This window comes from Curtobacterium sp. MCBA15_016, from assembly GCF_001865105.1.
Lineage (GTDB): Bacteria > Actinomycetota > Actinomycetes > Actinomycetales > Microbacteriaceae > Curtobacterium.
On the sequence record NZ_MJGR01000020.1, the window covers coordinates 165,869 to 183,496 of the forward strand.

Annotated in this window: 14 protein-coding genes; 6 read left to right on the forward strand and 8 right to left on the reverse strand. The window is 73.0% G+C overall.

Annotated features, from left to right (window positions below):
- Nucleotides 1-32: 32 nt before the first annotated feature.
- Together BIV03_RS09400 and BIV03_RS19120 are read left to right on the forward strand one after the other, a co-directional pair.
- Nucleotides 33-1,913, forward strand: a complete 1,881-nt coding sequence (locus tag BIV03_RS09400; RefSeq protein ID WP_083403326.1) for a family 43 glycosylhydrolase — start codon at nt 33-35, stop codon at nt 1,911-1,913.
- 76 nt (nt 1,914-1,989) lie between these two features.
- Nucleotides 1,990-3,378, forward strand: a complete 1,389-nt coding sequence (locus BIV03_RS19120) for a serine/threonine-protein kinase (protein WP_071295468.1) — start codon at nt 1,990-1,992, stop codon at nt 3,376-3,378.
- A 13-nt stretch (nt 3,379-3,391) separates the two neighbouring features.
- Here BIV03_RS19120 and BIV03_RS09410 read toward each other — a convergent pair whose 3' ends face one another.
- The 6 genes from BIV03_RS09410 to BIV03_RS09435 all read right to left on the reverse strand — a co-directional run bounded on the left by BIV03_RS09410 (nt 3,392) and on the right by BIV03_RS09435 (nt 10,806).
- The gene (locus tag BIV03_RS09410; protein ID WP_070416470.1) at nt 3,392-3,877 is read right to left on the reverse strand and encodes a tetratricopeptide repeat protein; all 486 of its coding nucleotides are present in this window, start codon (nt 3,875-3,877) and stop codon (nt 3,392-3,394) included.
- Nucleotides 3,874-5,871: a DUF6807 family protein gene (locus tag BIV03_RS09415; protein ID WP_071295469.1), complete on the reverse strand. Its 1,998-nt coding sequence runs from the start codon at nt 5,869-5,871 to the stop codon at nt 3,874-3,876. Before BIV03_RS09415 ends, BIV03_RS09410 begins: the two co-directional genes overlap by 4 nt.
- Entirely contained in the window at nt 5,868-7,559 is a 1,692-nt protein-coding gene (locus BIV03_RS09420; RefSeq protein WP_071295470.1) for a hypothetical protein, read from the reverse strand. The genes BIV03_RS09415 and BIV03_RS09420 overlap by 4 nt, the downstream gene beginning before the upstream one ends.
- Nucleotides 7,559-8,473: a carbohydrate ABC transporter permease gene (locus tag BIV03_RS09425; protein ID WP_254790837.1), complete on the reverse strand. Its 915-nt coding sequence runs from the start codon at nt 8,471-8,473 to the stop codon at nt 7,559-7,561. The genes BIV03_RS09420 and BIV03_RS09425 overlap by 1 nt, the downstream gene beginning before the upstream one ends.
- Nucleotides 8,470-9,444: a carbohydrate ABC transporter permease gene (locus BIV03_RS09430; RefSeq protein WP_217637366.1), complete on the reverse strand. Its 975-nt coding sequence runs from the start codon at nt 9,442-9,444 to the stop codon at nt 8,470-8,472. The genes BIV03_RS09425 and BIV03_RS09430 overlap by 4 nt, the downstream gene beginning before the upstream one ends.
- 78 nt (nt 9,445-9,522) lie before the next feature.
- Nucleotides 9,523-10,806 (reverse strand): extracellular solute-binding protein, encoded by a 1,284-nt coding sequence (locus BIV03_RS09435; protein WP_071295471.1) that lies wholly within the window; start codon nt 10,804-10,806, stop codon nt 9,523-9,525.
- Nucleotides 10,807-11,054: 248 nt separating this feature from the next.
- On the opposite strand from BIV03_RS09435, the gene BIV03_RS09440 reads away from it, so the two are divergent.
- From BIV03_RS09440 to BIV03_RS09455, 4 genes are all read left to right on the forward strand, one after another.
- Complete coding sequence (locus tag BIV03_RS09440) at nt 11,055-12,095, forward strand: LacI family DNA-binding transcriptional regulator (protein WP_071295472.1); 1,041 nt, start codon at nt 11,055-11,057, stop codon at nt 12,093-12,095.
- A gap of 350 nt (nt 12,096-12,445) precedes the next feature.
- Nucleotides 12,446-13,756 (forward strand): Gfo/Idh/MocA family protein, encoded by a 1,311-nt coding sequence (locus BIV03_RS09445; protein WP_254790841.1) that lies wholly within the window; start codon nt 12,446-12,448, stop codon nt 13,754-13,756.
- Nucleotides 13,753-14,964 carry a DUF993 family protein gene (locus tag BIV03_RS09450; RefSeq protein ID WP_071295473.1) on the forward strand — a complete coding sequence of 404 codons (1,212 nt, stop codon included), beginning with the start codon at nt 13,753-13,755 and terminating at the stop codon, nt 14,962-14,964. Before BIV03_RS09445 ends, BIV03_RS09450 begins: the two co-directional genes overlap by 4 nt.
- Nucleotides 14,961-15,881, forward strand: a complete 921-nt coding sequence (locus BIV03_RS09455) for a sugar phosphate isomerase/epimerase (protein ID WP_175475783.1) — start codon at nt 14,961-14,963, stop codon at nt 15,879-15,881. Before BIV03_RS09450 ends, BIV03_RS09455 begins: the two co-directional genes overlap by 4 nt.
- Here the strand turns inward: BIV03_RS09455 and BIV03_RS09460 are convergent.
- On the reverse strand, nt 15,841-16,527 hold the full coding sequence (locus BIV03_RS09460) for a bifunctional 2-polyprenyl-6-hydroxyphenol methylase/3-demethylubiquinol 3-O-methyltransferase UbiG (RefSeq protein ID WP_071295511.1): 687 nt from the start codon (nt 16,525-16,527) through the stop codon (nt 15,841-15,843). The two genes, BIV03_RS09455 and BIV03_RS09460, sit on opposite strands and share 41 nt — an antisense overlap.
- A 198-nt stretch (nt 16,528-16,725) precedes the next feature.
- Entirely contained in the window at nt 16,726-17,466 is a 741-nt protein-coding gene (locus tag BIV03_RS09465) for a FadR/GntR family transcriptional regulator (RefSeq protein ID WP_070416464.1), read from the reverse strand.
- Between the last annotated feature and the right edge of the window lie 162 nt (nt 17,467-17,628).

Here is a 17,628-nt window from a genome sequence, read left to right on the forward strand (position 1 = left end):
GCACGCTCCTCGACGACGAGAGCAGGTCCACCGTGCGCCGGTCACTCAGAGCAGTCCTCGCGATCGCGACGGTCGCGGGACTCGCGACCCCGTTCCTCCAGATCGGTGCCAGCGGTGCGCCCGCCGTCGCCGCGGAGACCACGTCCGCACGGGGCGGTGCCGCGCCGACCCACCAGAACCCGATGACGCTCGCCCTGCCGGACGGCCAGACCGCGGCGAGCTGCGCCGACCCGACCGTCGTGCGCGGGGTGGGACGCGACCGGAACTGGTACCTCTACTGCACGACCGACGCCCTCACGGCGACGGAACAGAACCCGGACGGGTCGCTCGTGCAGCACGGGGTCCCGACGTACCGGTCCACCGACCTGACGCACTGGACGTACGTCGACGACGCCTTCCCCACGAAGCCGGCCTGGGTGGGCGACGCGAACGGCATCTGGGCGCCGGACGTCGTGTACCGCGCCGGGACGCACGGGCGCCCGGGCACCTGGTACCTCTACTACGCGGCGTCCGACACCCCCAGTGGGACGGCACCGACCGGCGGCGGATCGGCCGTCGGTGTCGCGACGAGCCCGGGCCCGACCGGACCGTGGACGGACTCCGGCGGACCCGTGGTGGCACCCCAGGCGGCACCGAACGGCACCGGGCAGCGGTGGGAGTTCGACCCCGAGGTCATCACCGACCGCGGCAGCACGTACCTGTACTTCGGCAGCTACTTCGGCGGGGTGAACGTCCGCCGGCTGAGCACCGACGGCCTGCGGTCGATCCCCTCGACCGAGCGGCAGATCGCGATCGACAACCGCTACGAGGGCACGTACCTGATGCGGCACGACGGCTGGTGGTACTTCATGGGGTCCGCCACGAACTGCTGCAACGGCGCCCTGACCGGGTACGGCGTGTTCGTCGCCCGGTCGCGCAGCCCGCTCGGCCCGTTCACCGACCAGGACGGCGTGCGGATCACGAGCACCCGGGTAGGTGGCACGCCCCTGCTCGCCCAGAACGGCAACCGCTGGGTCGGCACCGGGCACAACACGGTCGTCACCGACCTCGCCGGGCAGGACTGGATCGTCTACCACGCCGTCGACCGGGACGACCCGTACTACGCGGGCCAGGGCACCTACACGAAGCGGCCCGTGCTCATCGACCCGCTCGACTGGGTGCACGGCTGGCCCGTGGTCCGCGGCGGAGCCGGCCCCTCGGACGGCGTGCAACCGGGGCCGGTGGCGCAGCCCGGTCAACGGCCGACGTACCGCGCCACCGCCGCACCGGTCGACGTGCCCGGTCGGACGATCCGTGCGCTGTCCACCGACTTCGACGGGACGACCCTGCCGCCGGCGCTCCGCTGGACCCGTGAGCCCGATGCCTCCGCGTGGACGGTCGCCGGGGGCGCCTTCCGGTGGCGGACGCAGGACGCCGACATCCACCCGCCGCAGACACCGCTCGCCTCGGTCCTGTCCGAACCGGCTCCCCGGGGCGACTGGGTGGCCGAGACCACCGTCGCGGTCGACACCCCGGCGACCGGCGACGGCGTGAACTACGTGCAGGGCGGGCTCATCGTGTACGGGAGCGACAGCGACTACCTCCGATTGACGTCGAACTCGATCTTCGACACCCGGCAGACGGAGTTCGGCAAGCAGGTCTCCGGGCCGCCGGCCGGTGCCCCGACCTACGGGAACATGGTCGTCGGGCCGGTCGGGGACACCACCACGCTGCGGATCGTGCACCGGTTCGTGGCCGGGGAGCACCGCTACACCGCGTACACCAGCGTCGACGGACGGCACTTCGTGCGCGGCGGGACGTGGACGGCGGACCTCGGGGCCGAGTCGCGGATCGGGCTGATCTCCCTCGGCGGTGCGGGCTTCACGAGCACCTTCGACGACCTGCGGGTGAGCACGGTGGCGACGGGCCGCTGAGCGCGTCGACGGAACACGATCCCCGCCGGGATGCGAAGATGCATCGTTGCCTGCCGGAACCGAGAACGAGGGTCAGATGAGTCCGACCGAGGACACCGCGTCCACGGCCCCACTGCTCGACGGGCGGTACCGGCTCGAACACGCCATCGGCCAGGGCGGCATGTCCGTCGTGTACCGCGGGGTCGACGAGAGCCTCCACCGGCCCGTCGCCGTGAAGGTGTTCCACGCCGGCACCGTCGACGTCGCCCGGCAGGAGGCCGAGCTCGGCGTCCTGGCGTCCCTCGAGCACCACAACCTCGTGAGCCTGCTCGACACCGGCGTCGTCACCGGCCACGACGGCACCCGCCAGCGGTACCTCGTGATGGCGCTGGTCGCCGGGCAGGACCTCGAGGACCGGCTCTCCGTCGGCCCGCTCGCCTCCCGCCACATCGCCGAGATCGGCTACGACATGGCCGAGGCGCTGCACTACATCCACAGCCACGGTGTCGTGCACCGCGACATCAAGCCGTCGAACATCCTGCTCGTCGACTACGGCAACGACTCCGACCGCGCACGCGCCCGGTTGACCGACTTCGGCATCGCGCTCGCCGCCGGTGTCGAGCGGCTGACGGCCGACGGCGTGACCACCGGGACCGCCGCCTACCTCAGCCCCGAGCAGGCGCGGGGCGGCGAGGTCGGTCCGCCGAGCGACGTCTACTCGCTCGGGCTCGTGCTGCTGCAGTGCTTCACACGCCGTCGGGAGTTCCCGGGGTCGCTCGTCGAGTCCGCCGTCGCGCGGTTGTCCCGCGACCCGGTGCTGCCCGAGCCGCTGCCCGAGCACTGGAAGGTCCTGCTCCGGGCGATGACCGCGCAGGACCCGGCAGCGCGCCCGGCCGGCGCCGATCTCGTGACCATGCTCCGCGACGTCGTCATCGCGGAGACCACCGCCGCCGACCACGTCGTCGAGACGACGTCCGCGGCCCAGACGACAGTCGACACCGACCGTGCCCGCCCGGCGACGCTCGACAGCCTGCCCGAACAGGCGCTGCAGCGGACGACGGCGATGGCCGCGCGACTGTTCGACGCCCCGATCGCCCTGGTCGAGGTGCTCGACGAGGACCGTGCCTGGTCGCAGTCGTACATCGCTCCCGGTGTCGACGACGCGGCGCGCCACATCAACTTCCGCAACGGGTTCGCCCCGGTGCCGGTGCCCGTCGTGATCCCGGACGGCCAGACGCACCCCGAGATGCAGCACAGCCCGCTCGTCACCGGCCCGCTCGGCATCCGGTTCTACGTCAGCGTCCCGCTGGTGAAGCACGACGGCACCCCGATCGGCACGCTCGCGGTGCTCGACACGAAGCCGCGCCAGACGACCGGGGCGGACCTCGCGAACCTGCACGACCTCGCCGCGCTCGCCGTCACCCAGCTCGAGATCAGTCAGGAGTCGCTCCGCACGACGAGCGACGCGCTGCCGCTGGCACCCTGACGGGTGGTCGCGATCAGGCGTCGGTGAGGGCTGCCGCGTAGGCCCGGACCGACCGGTGGTACCGGGGGAGCGTCGGCTCCACCGCCTCGATCGCGACCCGGAGCGCCTCGTCGTGGCGACCGGCACTGTGCAGCGCGAGTGCGAGGAACACCTTCGGCGCTGCGCCGGTCGCCGGGTGCTCGGGGGCGTCGCGGAGCATCGTGATCGCCTCGTCGACCCGGCCGAGGTTGCGGAGCGTCGAGGCGTGCTGGACGACCATCTGCGCCGCCCTCGTCGGGTCCACGGTGTCGAGCCCGGCTGCCGTCGCGGCCGTGTAGTGGACGTCGGCCTCGGCTTCGTGGCCGCCGGAGTCGTTCGCCCCGCCGAGCTCGAACGCGCCCAGCGCCGGGTGGGGTGCGGCGTCGGCGAGGACCCGCATGCGGTCGATGCGCTCCTGGTCGTCGATGGTGTCGTCGGCCCAGAGTGCGGCGACGCGGGCTTCCCAGTCCTCGGTGCTCATCCCACCAGCGTATTGGCGGACCTGCCCCGGCCGTACTCGCCCGGGCCGGATCGGTCCGGGCCGTGCTCGACCGGGCCGTCCGAGACCGTCGCCCGGAACGACCGGACGAGGGGCACCCCCGGGTGCACGAGCGTCGGGGTGCGCCAGGCGAGCGCCGAGCCGACCGCGGGGTACTCGGCGGCACGGACGAACCACGGGTCGTCGTGGTCGAGGGCCTCGAACCGGACCGTGGCGCCGACGCCCTCGAACGTCGCCGACCACTCGACCCACGGCGCGACCGACCCGTGCACCGCGTCCTCGCCGCTGGCCGTCGCCGTCCGGACCGCGATGTCGGCGCACGGCGGGAAGCGCCAGGTGAAGCCGCCGTACCCGGCCCCGATCCGACCGTTGCTGCCCGGGCCGCCGAGTCGGACGACCGCGTCCCCGGGCACACGGAACGACGACGACCACGTGAGCTCCCACCCGGTGTCGACCGCCCGCCAGGCGAGGGCCCGGTCCTCAAGCAGGGCGACGTGGTCGTCGGGACCGCGCCAGACGACCTCCTGCCGCAGGGAGGGGCCGTGGTGCTCGGCGTGCACGACCGTTGCGCTCCCGTGGTCGTCGCGCCAGACGTAGCCCTCGCCGTGGACGTACGTCCGTCCGCCCCAGCAGTTCACGCCGTCGAGGTCGGGGATCGCGAACCCCACGCCGCAGTGCCAGTCGTGGTCCGGCGGGTGGTGGGCGCTCACGACCGTGCCGCCGAGGGTCCGCACCGGGTGCAGGTACGGGCGGGGCGACGACGTCGGGATCGTCCCCGCGCCGTCGAGGACCGACGCGACCGGGACGCCGTCGACGACGAGCTCGTCGAGCACCTCGTCGCGGTCCGCGTGCGCCCAGGGCGCGCCGACCTCGGAGAACAGCGCGCCCTGGTCCGCCGCGCGGTCGACGACGGACTCGACGTCCGTGACGAGCGGCCGACGCGCGGGCCCCTCGCCGTCCCACGTCACCCACGGGTGGTCGATCTGCACCGGTTCGGTCGCCCGCACGGCTTCGAGCACCTCGACGAACGCGCCGGTCGACGCGAGCGGCACGAGCAGCGCGTCGCCGCGGGACCGGTGGGCGAGCAGGTTCTCGAGCAGGTCGGTGCGCCCGAGTCCGTGGGTCACCCCGTCGATCGTGACCTCGTCGGTCGTGTACCCGAGGACCGCGCTCCCGGTCGTGCCGCGGACCCGCACGCTCGGGAGGACCTCGGTCGGCCCGCACAGGGTGAGCGCCGCGGTCGCCTCGCGTCCGGCGGTCGTCGTGACCCGGACGGCCGAGGTGTCGTCGCCCTCGATCGCGTTCGCCCGGTACAGCTCGACCTCGACGCGCGCCACCTCGTCGGCTCGACGGCAGCCGACGAGCGCGAGGGCGGTCGCCACGGCGTGGGCGAGCGGGTTCGTGACGACGCCGTCGAGGACGTCGACCCCGTCCACCCTGCGGCGGCCGGCCCAGGCGGAGCGGTCCCAGTACGCCTGGTCGCGCGTCCAGGTGCCGACGGCCGCGGCAGACCGGACGGTCCCGACGAGCGACCCGTCACGGAGTGCGGGCAGCGCGTGCGACCCGAGGCTCTGGAACCCCACCTGGACCACGCGCCCGCTGCGTCGTTCGGCGTCGAGCAGGGTCGCCAGGTCCGCGCGCGTCGTGACCGGCGGCTTCTCGAGGAGGACGTCTGCGCCGCTCTCGAGGGCGGCGAGGGCGAGGGGGAGGTGCGCGGCGATCGGGGCGGCGACCACGACGACGTCGACCGGGCCGGTCGCGCGGGCAGCGGCGACGTCGTGGACGACCGGCACGCCGCCGTCCTCGTCGGCGTCGAGGGTCGGGTCGACGACGGCCGTCAGCGTGCAGGCCCCGAGGCCGACGAGCCGGTCGATGGTCGCCCGGTGGTGCAGACCGTAGCCGCGCGCGCCGACGAGGACGATGCCGGGAGGCGCGGTGCGGCTCGGGTCTCCGGCCGCCGGTCGCTCCGTGGTCACGACCCCACCGACGGGGTCCCGATCACGACACGGGTCCGGCCCGGCGCGCGTCCGGTGACGTGGACGTGCGAGCCCGTCGGCCGGTCCGTCCCGCCGAGGAACGCGTAGTCCTGACCGGGCGCGTAGAACGCGGGTTGCCCGGGGCCGGAGCCGTTGCCCGGCCCGAACGTCACGGTGTCGGTGCCGACGCGGTACGAAGCGGTCCCGGTGACGAGGACGCGTTCGGCGGTGGCGGCATCGGTGCTCACACCGGAGAACGTACCCCCGTCGCGGAACGTCAGCTGGAGCGACCACGGGACGTCGGCCCCAGCGGTCTCGATGTCGAGCGTGACCGCGTCGGCCGTCAGGGCGACGTCGATCGTCGTCGTGAGCGCCACCTCGTCGGCGGTCCGGCTGCCGAACGCCATCGACGCCGAGAACCGCCCCTCGTCGGCGAGCGCGTAGTCACCGTCGGCCAGCCGGTGCTCGGGTGCGAGCGGCTGGTGGTAGCCGGCCGACACGCGTTCGGTCAGCCGGAACCGGCCGGCGCCGAGGTCCTCGAGCCTCGTCGGGCGGAACGGGCCGAGGCCGAAGAACTCCCGCGAGAGCCGGACGTCGGTGAGGACGACGGCGCCGGCGAGTACCCGCAGGAACGTCGGGCTGTTCGCGAGCCCGGAGCGGACGTGTCCGGCCGCCGGGACGTCCGAGCCGGCGAAGAGCACGACGTCGCGGTCGGCCTCGCGGACGTGGACGAGCCGTGCCGCCCGGAACGTCGAGGTGTCCCGGGGGAGTGTCGCGCCCGCCGGCAGCGGCCGCTCGAGCACCGGGTCGGTCATCGCCCGTGCGGCCACCGCGCCGGGCTGCCAGGTGTCGGCGACCGCTGCCCGGGCGGCGACGGCGGCGAGGTCGGCTCGGCCGTCGAGCACCGCGACGTGCCAGAGCAGGGGTGCGAACGGTCCGATCCCGAACGGCTGCGACTGGTCCTGCCGTCGGGACTGCACGGTCTCGACGGTGTCGTCGGGCAGGAGCAGCGCGAGCGTCGCGTCGAGCGAGCGGCGCACCGGGTCGAGCAGCTCGGGTCGACCCAGCACCGACGCCAGCACGAGGAAGGACGGGCACGAGACCGCCGCGGCGTAGTTCGGGCTGCGCTCGGACCACAGGCCGTCGGCGTCGATGTCCGGTCCCTCGGCGAGCCACTCGTCGATCCGCTCGACGAGGGCCGGGTCGGGGTGGAGCCGGTGGACGCGGGCGAGTGCGGCCGCGATCTCCCACCGGTGGTTCGGTGTGTGCACGCCACCCGTCAGCAACGCCGGGGTCGCGCGGTGCACGATCTCGTCGAGGTCGTCGGCCAGCGCCGCGGCCGTCGGCACGGTCGCACGGTACGGCGCGAGGAGCTCGAGGGCGTCGCACACGTCGTTGACCGTGAACGCGGAGTCGGGTGGGGAGAGCACGTTGTCGCCGCCGACGAACGTGCCGCCGGGGGACTGCCTGGTGGCGAGGTGCCGGACCCAGCCGTGCGCGGTGGCGAGGTCGTCGTCGGTGGGGCGAGCCGCGCCTCCCGTCCGCTCGTTCCGGACCCACGCTCCGACCAGGGTGAGGGCGCGCGCCATGAGTTCGCGGTGCTGCAGCGTCTCCGGGGCGTCGGTGGCCTGCCGGAGCCGGGCCGCGTCGGCGTCGGCCGCGGTGCCGGCGAGGTCGAGGAAGCCCATCAGTCCTTGAGGCCCGCGTTGAGGTCCGCGCCGTTCACGTACTTCTGGAAGACCAGGTAGATGAGGACGAGCGGGATGATCGAGATCACCGACGCGCCGAGCAGGACCGTCCAGTTGACGTTCTCCGCGCCGACGATGCTCTGCAGCGCGATCTGGATCGTGAACTGGTGCGGGTCGTTGAGGACGAGCAGCGGCCAGATGTAGTCGTTCCACCGCCACTGGAACGAGAAGATCGCGAGCGTCAGCATGATCGGGCGGGAGATCGGCAGCATGATCCGCCAGAAGATGCCGAACTCGCTCGCGCCGTCGATGCGGGCGGCCTCGACGAGGTCGTCCGGCACGGTGAGGAAGAACTGCCGGAACATGAAGATGCCGGTCGCGGTGATGACCGACGGCACGATGATGCCGGCGAGTGAGTCGTACATGCCGAGGTCGCGGATCACGATGAACGTCGGCGCGAGGATGACCTCGGTCGGGAGCATCGTCGTCGCGAGGATGCAGACGAAGAAGACCTTGAGCCACCTGTTGTCGTACTTCGCCAGCGCGTACCCCGTCGCCGCGCTCGCCAGCACGGTGAGGACGGTGGTGACCAGCGCGACGATCACGGTGTTGCCGAAGTAGCGGGCGAAGTCGTAGCTCGCCCAGGCCTCCGTGAAGCCGCTGACCGACCACGTCTTCGGGAACAGGGTGAGCGGGTAGGAGAACAGCTCGCCGCCGGGCTTGAACGCGCTCAGGACGAACCAGAGCACGGGGAAGCCGAACGCGATGATGAAGACCCAGAGCAGGGCGGTGGCGGCGATGGCCCTGGGGCGGGGCGGGCCGTCGAGGCGCTTGGTCCTGGTCGTGTTCCTGGTGGTCCCCGACGTGACGTCGGTCGCGGGTGCGCCGGAGGCGCTGGGCAGGGTGGCGGTCATCGGCGGGCCTCCGTCCGACGGTTCACGGCCAGCTGGATGAGCGCGATGGCCATGAGGATGAGCATGAGGACCATCGACGCCGCGCTCGCGTAGCCGATGTGGGCGTTCTGGAACCCGTTCGTGTAGATGTACTGCACGAGCAGGTTGTTGTCGGTGCCGGGACCGCCGCCGTTGAGTGCCTGGATCGTCGCGAACTCCTTGAAGGCGCCGAGCGACGACAGCAGGACCACGATGAACGACGTCGGTGCGATGCTCGGCAGCGTGATGTAGCGGAACTGGTGCCAGGCGCCGGCGCCGTCGAGGGACGCCGCCTCGTAGTAGGACTGCGGCACGTTCCGGATCGCGGCCACGAACAGCAGCATGTTGAAGGCGGCTCCGGCCCACGCGGTGGCGAACACCACGACGAGCAGCGACAGGTCCGCGTTCGACTGCCACGGGACGGCCTTGCCGCCGAAGGACTCGATGACGAAGTTCGCGAGCCCGAAGTTCTCGCCGAACATCCACCGCCAGATGACGCCGGTCACGATCGGCGAGATGAGCCACGGCACGAAGAAGACGATGCGGGCGACGCTCCGGCCCTTCGCCGCGGGGCTCGTGAGCATGAGCGCCATCGACAGGGAGAGCACGAAGCCGAGCGGCACCGCCACGATCGCGTAGAGGAACGTCCGGAGGAGCGCCGCGTAGAAGGTGTCGTCGGCGAACAGCTCGAAGTAGTTCTCGAGCCCGATGAACTTCGGGGCGACGACACCGTTGTAGTCGGTGAACGAGTAGCCGAGGCCGATGACCGCGGGCCACACGAAGAACACGACGAACAGCACCGCGTTGACGCTGACGAAGAGGATCGGGGCGAGGACGGGCTTGCTGACGCCGGAGCGGCGGCGCTTGGTGGTCCTCGCGGCGCCGGGCCGGCGGGGCGGCACCGGGGTGGGCACGGCGGTCTGCACGTCGCCGGCTGCGGTGGGGATGCTCACGATGATCCTCTTCGTTCGTCGCGGTGTTGCTGGGGGGAAAGACGCCGGGGTCGGGTGCGTGCACCCGACCCCGATCCGTCATCCGACGTGCTCTTCGTAGTACTTCGTGATCGTCTCGAGGGTCTTCTTGGCCGACTGCTGCCCGTTGATGAGCTTGCCGACCTCGGCGGTGGTGGGGTCGGTGCCGAGTTCCTTGCCCTCGACCGCCCACTTCGCGCTCTCCTTGGCGTAGGAGCTCGAGATCGGGTCCGCCGCGTCGATCTCCTTCTGGTAGAGCGCGAAGGAGTCCTTGGCGGCCTGCGACTCGAACGGGTAGCTGATGTCCAGCCCGGACTCCACCGGCAGGAAGCCGTTCGTCGTCACGAGCTTGGCGTAGTTCGTCGGCTCGTACATGTAGTCGATGAACTTCTTCGCCGCGGTCCCGCGGGCGTCCGAGTTCTCGAAGCCGACGATGTTGCCGCCGTAGTTGATCTCGGTGGCGTGCGTCGGGTCGGCCGGGGTCGCGGCGCTGGCCCAGTCGAAGTCGGTGATGTTCGACGCGAAGTCCGACGACTGCCAGACGCCCGAGAAGTAGGCGACGACCTGGCCGCTCTTGAACAGGGCGTTCGGGTCCTGCCCGCTCGTCCACACCGACTTCGGCATCGTGGAGTCGTCGTTCATGTCGGCGAAGTCCTGCAGCGCCGAGACGGTCTTCGAGTCGGTCGGGAAGGAGCCGTCCTTCTCCTGCTGCATGAAGTCGGTGCCCTTGGTGAACATGTAGGCGCGCAGGCGGGACGGCGAGGAGTCGAACACCAGGTCGTACTTCGCGCCGGTCTTCGCCTTCACCTGGTCGGCGGCCTGCAGGAACTCGTCCCAGGTCCAGGCCTTCGCGGGGTCCGTCGGGTAGGCGATGCCGGCCTTGTCGAACAGCGACTTGTTCACGAACAGGCCCGCCGCGGTGACGTCGGACGGGATCGAGGTGACCTTGCCGTCGTCGTCCTTCGCGATGATGTCCTTGTCGATCTTGTTCGCGTCGTCGTCCACGATCGAGGCCAGGTCGACGGTCTTGCCGGTCCAGATCGGGTCGATGCCCGCCGCTCGCACGACGTCGGGCAGCGAGTTCGCCTGCGCCGACTCACGGAGCTTCGTCTGCAGCCCGTCGTACGGCAGGTTCACGATCTTGACCGTGACGCCGGTCTTCTTCTCGTAGTCGGTCGCGAGGTCCTGGTAGCCCTTCTCCTGCGCCGTCGACGTGGAGAGCCAGAAGGTCAGCTGGTCGACCTTGCCGCCGTCGCCGGAACCGCTGCCGGAGGCGCAGCCGCTCAGGAGCGCCAGTGCGGCGATGCCGCCGGCGAGCGCGAGCATCTTCTTGGATGACTTCATCGTCACTGCTTTCGTTCGGGACCACTGGCGTCTGCCGTGGGCGAGCGTTCGGGGTGTCTCGGCCGAGGAGACAAGGTCTACACGACGCCCGGTGATTCTGGCAAGCGCTTTCCTGCAGAATGTTTGGACATTGTGACGTGACGGCTCGGTCCGTTGCCGCGGCTCCGCCCCGGCGCGCGGGAAATCGCTATCCTCGCCACAGACAGCCCTCGCCACACAGCGCGGAGCCGACGGACTGGAGGCGCGACATGCCCGAACGGAGCTCGGTCACCCTGGCCGACGTGGCTGCGCGGGCAGGCGTCTCGCTCGCGACCGCGTCGCGCGCGCTCAACGGCAGCGTGCGGAAGGTCCGGCAGGAGTCGGTCGACCGCGTCCACGCCGCGGCCCAGGAGCTCCGGTACACCGCCAACGTGCAGGCCCAGGCGGTCGCCCGCGGGACCACCACGACGCTCGCGCTCGTCGTGGGCGACATCGCCGATCCGTACTTCGCGGCCATCGCCGCCGGGGCCATCCGCGCCGCCGACGACGCCGGGCTCGTCGTCACGATCACGTCGACGGGAGGGGACCCGTCGCGCGAGGCGGCCGTCCTCGGCGTCGTCGCGGGACTCCGGCCGCGGGCCGTGGTGCTCGCGGTGAGCCGTCGCCTCGGTGGTGGCGCCGAGCTGGCGTCGGCCGTCTCCGGACTCGTCGCGGCCGGGGCGGGGGTGTCGGCGCTCGTGTCCGACCTCGACGGCGCCGTGGCAGGTGTGTCGGGAGTGCAACCACTCGTGATCCGGAACCTCAGCGGTGCTGCGGCGCTCGCCGGCGCCCTGGTGGAACAGGGGCACGACTCGTTCGCGGTGCTCGCCGGGGATCCGTCGCTCGCCACCGCGCACGCGCGCTACGAGGGCTTCGTCGCGGGCCTCGCCGCCCACGGGATCCGGGTGCCCGACGACGCCGTGGTGCCGTCGGAGTTCACGCGGGACGGCGGGTACCGGGCGATGGTGTCGCTGCTCGACCGGGCTGCGGCGGGCTCGGGGGTGTTGCCGCGGTGCGTGTTCGCGGTCACGGACCTCATGGCGGTGGGGGCGGTCGCGGCGATCCGGGAGCGCGGGCTCGTCCCGGGGGTGGACGTCGGGGTCGCGGGGTTCGACGACGTGCGGATGCTCGCCGACGTCGTGCCGGCGCTCAGCACGGTGCGGTTGCCCCTCGAGGAGATCGGGGAGCGGGCGGTGCGGCGGGCCCTCGGGCTCGAGGCGGACGGCGCCATCGACGGCGAGGTCGTGCTGCGCGCGAGCACGGCGCGCTAGCGGGCCGGGCGCGCCGAGCCCGGGCGCCCCGCGCCCGGGCGCCCCGCGCTCGTCCCCGCGCTCGTCCTCGTCGCCCGCGCCCGTCCCCGTCGCCCGGATCGTGAGCAGAAACGGTCGGGTGCCGTGGCGCGACCCGACCATTCCTGCTCACGAAGTGGCGCGGGGCGCCCACGCCCCGCGCCCGCGCGCCCGCGCCGCACGCCCGGCCCCGATCGCACACACCCGAACACGCGCGTGCGGTCGGCACGGGCCGTGGTGTACGGTTCCGGCAAGCGCTTTCCACCACGGTGGCGAGCGGGCCACAGCGAGCAAGGGAGCACGCGTTGACCACGCGCACCATCGGCATCATCATGAACGGCGTCACCGGACGCATGGGCTACCGCCAGCACCTCGTGCGGTCGATCCTGGCCATCCGCGACGACGGCGGGCTCCCGCTCCCGGACGGCACGAGGCTGCAGGTCGAACCGATCCTCGTCGGCCGGAACGCCGCGAAGCTCGAGGAGATCGCCACCCGGCACGGCCTCGAGCACTGGACGACCGACCTCGACGCCGCCCTCGCCGATCCCCGCTGGGACGTCTTCGCCGACTTCGCCGTGACGAGCGCCCGCGCCGACGCCCTGCGGAAGGCGATCGCCGCCGGCAAGGCCGTCTACACCGAGAAGCCCACGGCCGAGACCTCCGACGAGGCGCTCGAGCTCGCCCGCCTCGCCGCCGACGCCGGCGTGCCGAACGGCGTCGTGCACGACAAGCTCTACCTGCCCGGCCTCCGGAAGCTCCGCCGGCTCATCGACTCCGGGTTCTTCGGCCGGATCCTCTCCGTCCGCGGCGAGTTCGGCTACTGGGTGTTCGAGGGGGACTGGCAGACCGCGCAGCGGCCGAGCTGGAACTACCGCCGCGAGGACGGCGGCGGCATCGTCGTCGACATGTTCCCGCACTGGAACTACGTCCTCGAGCAGCTGTTCGGCCGCGTGGAGTCGGTGTACGCCCGCGCGGTCACGCACATCGACGAGCGAACCGACGAGCAGGGGACCGGGTACGCGGCGACCGCGGACGACGCGGCCTACGGCGTGTTCGACCTCGCCGGCGGCATCACGGCGCAGATCAACTCGAGTTGGGCGGTCCGGGTCGACCGTGACGAGCTCGTCGAGTTCCAGGTCGACGGCACCGACGGCAGCGCCGTCGCGGGACTGTTCGGCTGCCGGATCCAGCCCCGGACGGCGACGCCGAAGCCGGTGTGGAACCCCGACCTGCGAGACGACCGCGACTACAGGGCGCAGTGGCTCGAGGTCCCCGACAACGAGGTGTTCGGCAACGGCTTCCGCGCGCAGTGGGAGGACTTCCTGCGCGACCTCGTGGCCGGCCGCCCGCACCCCTACGACCTGTTGTCCGGTGCCCGCGGCGTGGCGCTCGCGGAGGCCGGTCTGCGATCGAGCGCCGAAGGACGACGCATCGACCTGCCGGAGCTGACCCTGCCCACCGGGGCCGAGCCGCGCCTCCAGGGCGACAGCGCCGACCGCGCCGACCGCGCCGAACGCACCGAACGCGCCGACAACGCCGACCGCACCGAACGCGCCGACAACGCCGACCGCACCGACCGCGCCGACCGCGCCGACCGCGCCGACCGCGCCGACGACGCCGAGACCGTCGGAGCACGCGCATGACCACCCTGACCCTGCTCGCGCCCGACGGCACGACCAGCCGGGTCGACCTGCGCGAGCCGGCCGTCGCGGCCACGGCGAAGCCGACCGCCCCCTTCACCGAGCGCGTCGTCTACGCCGCCGCCCACGTCGTCCCGCGCACCGCCGCCGACAACACGCCGGGTGCACCGGCGGACCTCGACTGGGACGCCACCCTCGCGTTCCGGCACCACCTCTGGTCGTGGGGCCTCGGCGTCGCGGACGCGATGGACACCGCGCAGCGGAACATGGGGCTCGACCCGGCCGCCACGCGCGAGCTCATCACCCGCAGCGCCCGCGAGGCGCAGTCTGTCGGCGGCCGCATCGTCGTCGGCGTGAACACCGACGACCTCCCGGACCAGGTCGCCACCGAGCAGCAGGTCGTCGATGCCTACGTCGCCCAGCTCCACCACGCCGAGGACGCCGGCGCGGGGGTCGTGCTCATGGCGAGCCGACACCTGGCGCGCCTGGCGGGCAGCGATCCCGCCGTCTACCGCCGCGTCTACCGCAGGGTCATCGAGCGGGCGAGCGCCCCCGTCGTCCTGCACTGGCTGGGGGAGGCGTTCGACCCCGCCCTCGCCGGCTACTTCGGCGGTCAGCACGGCCCCGACACCGTGCTCGACATCATGGGCGACGCCGGGTCGAAGGTCGCCGGCATCAAGATGAGCCTGCTCGACGCCCGGGCCGAGGTCGCCCTCCGCTCCCAACTGCCCGCCGGCGTCCGGATGTTCACCGGCGACGACTTCCACTACGTCGACCTCGTCGCCGGGACCGATCGGACGCACTCCGACGCCCTGCTCGGCGCGTTCGCCGCCGTGGCGCCGATCGCCTCCGCCGCCGTCCGGGCCCTCCCCGACGAGACCGCCTTCCGCGCGCTGCTCGGCCCCACCGAGGCCCTGTCCCGCCACGTCTTCAGCGCCCCGACCTGGCACTACAAGACCGGCATCGCCTTCCTCGCCTGGCTGAACGGCCACCAGGGTGCCTTCGCGATGGTGGGCGGTCAGCACGCCGGCCGCTCCCTGCCGCACCTGTCCGAGACCGTCCGGCTCGCGAACGCCTGCGGCGCGCTCGAGGACCCGTCGCTCGCGGCGTCGCGGTGGCACGACCTGCTCACCGTGTCCGGTGTGCCCGTGACGGCCAGGAGGCGCGGCTCGACCCCCGCCGACCGCCCGCTCTCCGGGGTGGTCGCGTGAGCCCTTCGGTGCAGGCCTCGCGGACCGGTGCGGCCGCTGGCTCTGCACACCCGCATCCACGGCTCTCGATCAACCAGGCGACGATCAAGTACGCCTCGCTCCGGGACGCCCTCGACACCGTCCGCGCCGCCGGCGTCCAGGCGATCGGCACCTGGCGGGAGCCCGTCGCCGAGGTCGGGCTGTCCGAGGCCGTGCGGATGGTCGCCGACTCCGGCCTCCGGGTCTCCTCGCACTGCCGCGGCGGCTTCTTCACCCTCCCGGCCGGCACCGAACGGCAGCGGGCACTCGACGACAACCGCCGGGCGATCGACGAGACCGCGGCGTTGGCCGAGGCCGGCGCGCCCGGGTCCGCGCCGGTGCTCGTGCTCGTCGCCGGAGGACTGCCCGAGGGGTCCCGTGACCTGATCGACGCCCGGGACCGCGTGGCCGACGCCCTCGCCGACCTCGTTCCGCACGCCCTCGATGCCGGCGTCCAGCTCGCCGTCGAGCCCCTGCACCCGATGTACGCCGCCGATCGGGCCGTCGTGTCGACCCTCGCGCAGGCCCTCGACCTCGCGGCGCCCTTCCCGGCTGCTGCCGTCGGTGTGGTCGTGGACACGTTCCACGTCTGGTGGGACCCGGCACTCGCGGCCTCGGTGGCCCGCGCCGGTGCCGCCGGGCGGATCGCGAGCTACCAGGTGTGCGACTGGCTCACCCCGATCGCCGCCGACCCGCTGCTCTCCCGCGGTGTGATGGGGGACGGGCACATCGACTTCGGGCCGGTCACCGCTGCCGTGAGCGCCGCCGGGTACTCCCGGGACGTCGAGGTGGAGATCTTCAACCAGGCCGTGTGGGACGCCCCGGCGACGGACGTCGTCGACCGGGTGGTCCGGGCGTTCACGGCCTCGGTGCCGCTGCCGCTGCCCCTGCCTCGCTGAGGGGGCGGCGGCGGACCAGCACCACGCTGTCGAGCACCTCGTGCGGCGCTCCCTCGGGCGTCACCGCGGTGCGCGGTCGGAGCTCGGCGGCGACGACCTCCCACCCGTCGTCGAGCCCCAGCGCCGCGAGGTCCTCCGCCGGCGTCGGGAAGCGGTACGCCCGCATCTCCTCGGGCAGGTCCCCGTGCGGGGGCGCGGCGTGCGCCGTCACGAGCAGGTGCCCGCCGGACGCCACGAACCCGGCCGCCCGCCGCAGGATCGCCGCACGCGGGATCTCGACCGGCCAGGACTGCAGGAACGACGCCGTGACGAGGTCGAACCGCGCCGCGGTGTCCCACGAGCCGAGGTCCGCCGCGACGAACGCCGTCCGCTCCTCGACCCCGGCGGTGACGGCAGCCCGGGAACCGCGGGTGACCGCCGTCACCGACAGGTCCACCCCGGTGGTCGCCCACCCCTGCCGGGCGAGCCAGACGACGTCTCCGCCCTCGCCACAGCCCAGGTCGAGCGCGCGTCCCGCGGGCAGCGACGACGCGACGTCGGCGAGCACTGCGTTCACCCGCCCCGACCAGATCCCGTCGTGCTCGGCGTAGCGGGCCTCCCACCAGCTGCGTGCGGTCGTGTCGGTCGGCTCCCGGTGCGTGTGCATGCCGTCACTCCACCGCACGGACCGGCCGGACCCCAAGCGGTGTTGCCACCCCGGCAACGTCGCACCGTGCGTGGCGGGGCCGCGCCGCGCCTCCTGGCCGCCCGATCGTGAGCGGAAGATGTCGGGTCGCTCTCCCCGACCCGACCATTTCTGCTCACGAAGCGCCGCGCGGGCCCCCGCGCGCCCGGGCCCCGCCCGTCAGTCGGCGGGGCCGGCGTGCTCGATGCGGGCGCTCGCCGTGGCCATGTGGTCGTCCATCGCCCGCTGCACCGCGAGCACGTCCCCGGCCCGGAGCGCCTCGAGGATCGCACGGTGCTCCTCGTACGCGGCCTCGGTGGCCTGGCGGGTCCGGACACGACGGCCGACCCACACGCTGAGCATCGAGCGGAGGCTCTGCAGCAGGTCGGCGAGCACGTCGTTCCCGGCGGAGCGGGCGAGCAGCACGTGGAACCGGACGTCGGCGTCGATGAAGGCGTCCGGGTCGTCGAGCGCCTGGTGCTGCCGGTCGATGTAGGTCTGGAGCTCGTCGAGCTGCGCCGGCGTCGCACGCTGGGCGGCGAGGATCGCCGCGGTGCGTTCGAGCGACGACCGGACCTCGAGCAGCTCCCGCGTCCGGTTCGACGCGAGCATGAGCCCCCACGACAGGGTCGTCGGCAGCAGGTCCGAGGTCCCGCCCTGCAGGTACGTGCCGGAACCCGGGCGGATCTGCACGATGCCGAGGATCTCGAGCGCCGCGAGGGCCTCTCGCACGGCGGACCGGCCGACCCCGAGCCGTTCGGCCAGCACCCGCTCCGAGGGCAGCCGCGAGCCGGGTGCCAGGTCGCCGGCGGTCAGCAGGGAGACGAGCTGTCGGGCGACCTCGGAGGCGGGGGAGCCCGTCGGCACCGACTCGAGTTCGAGGCGGATGTTGAGCGGGTCGTCCGGGCTGAACGCGGGCATGCAGTGAGCGTACCGGTCGGTCAACCGGTTGCGGTGGGACTCCCTGCCGAGCCGCGGTGGGGCGGAATGGTCAACCGGTTGACAAGTTTGCAGTGACCGCGCACACTGGTCCGTGCGCACCGATGCGTCACCTCCGTCCCCGGCGCAGCAGCCGACCGGAGC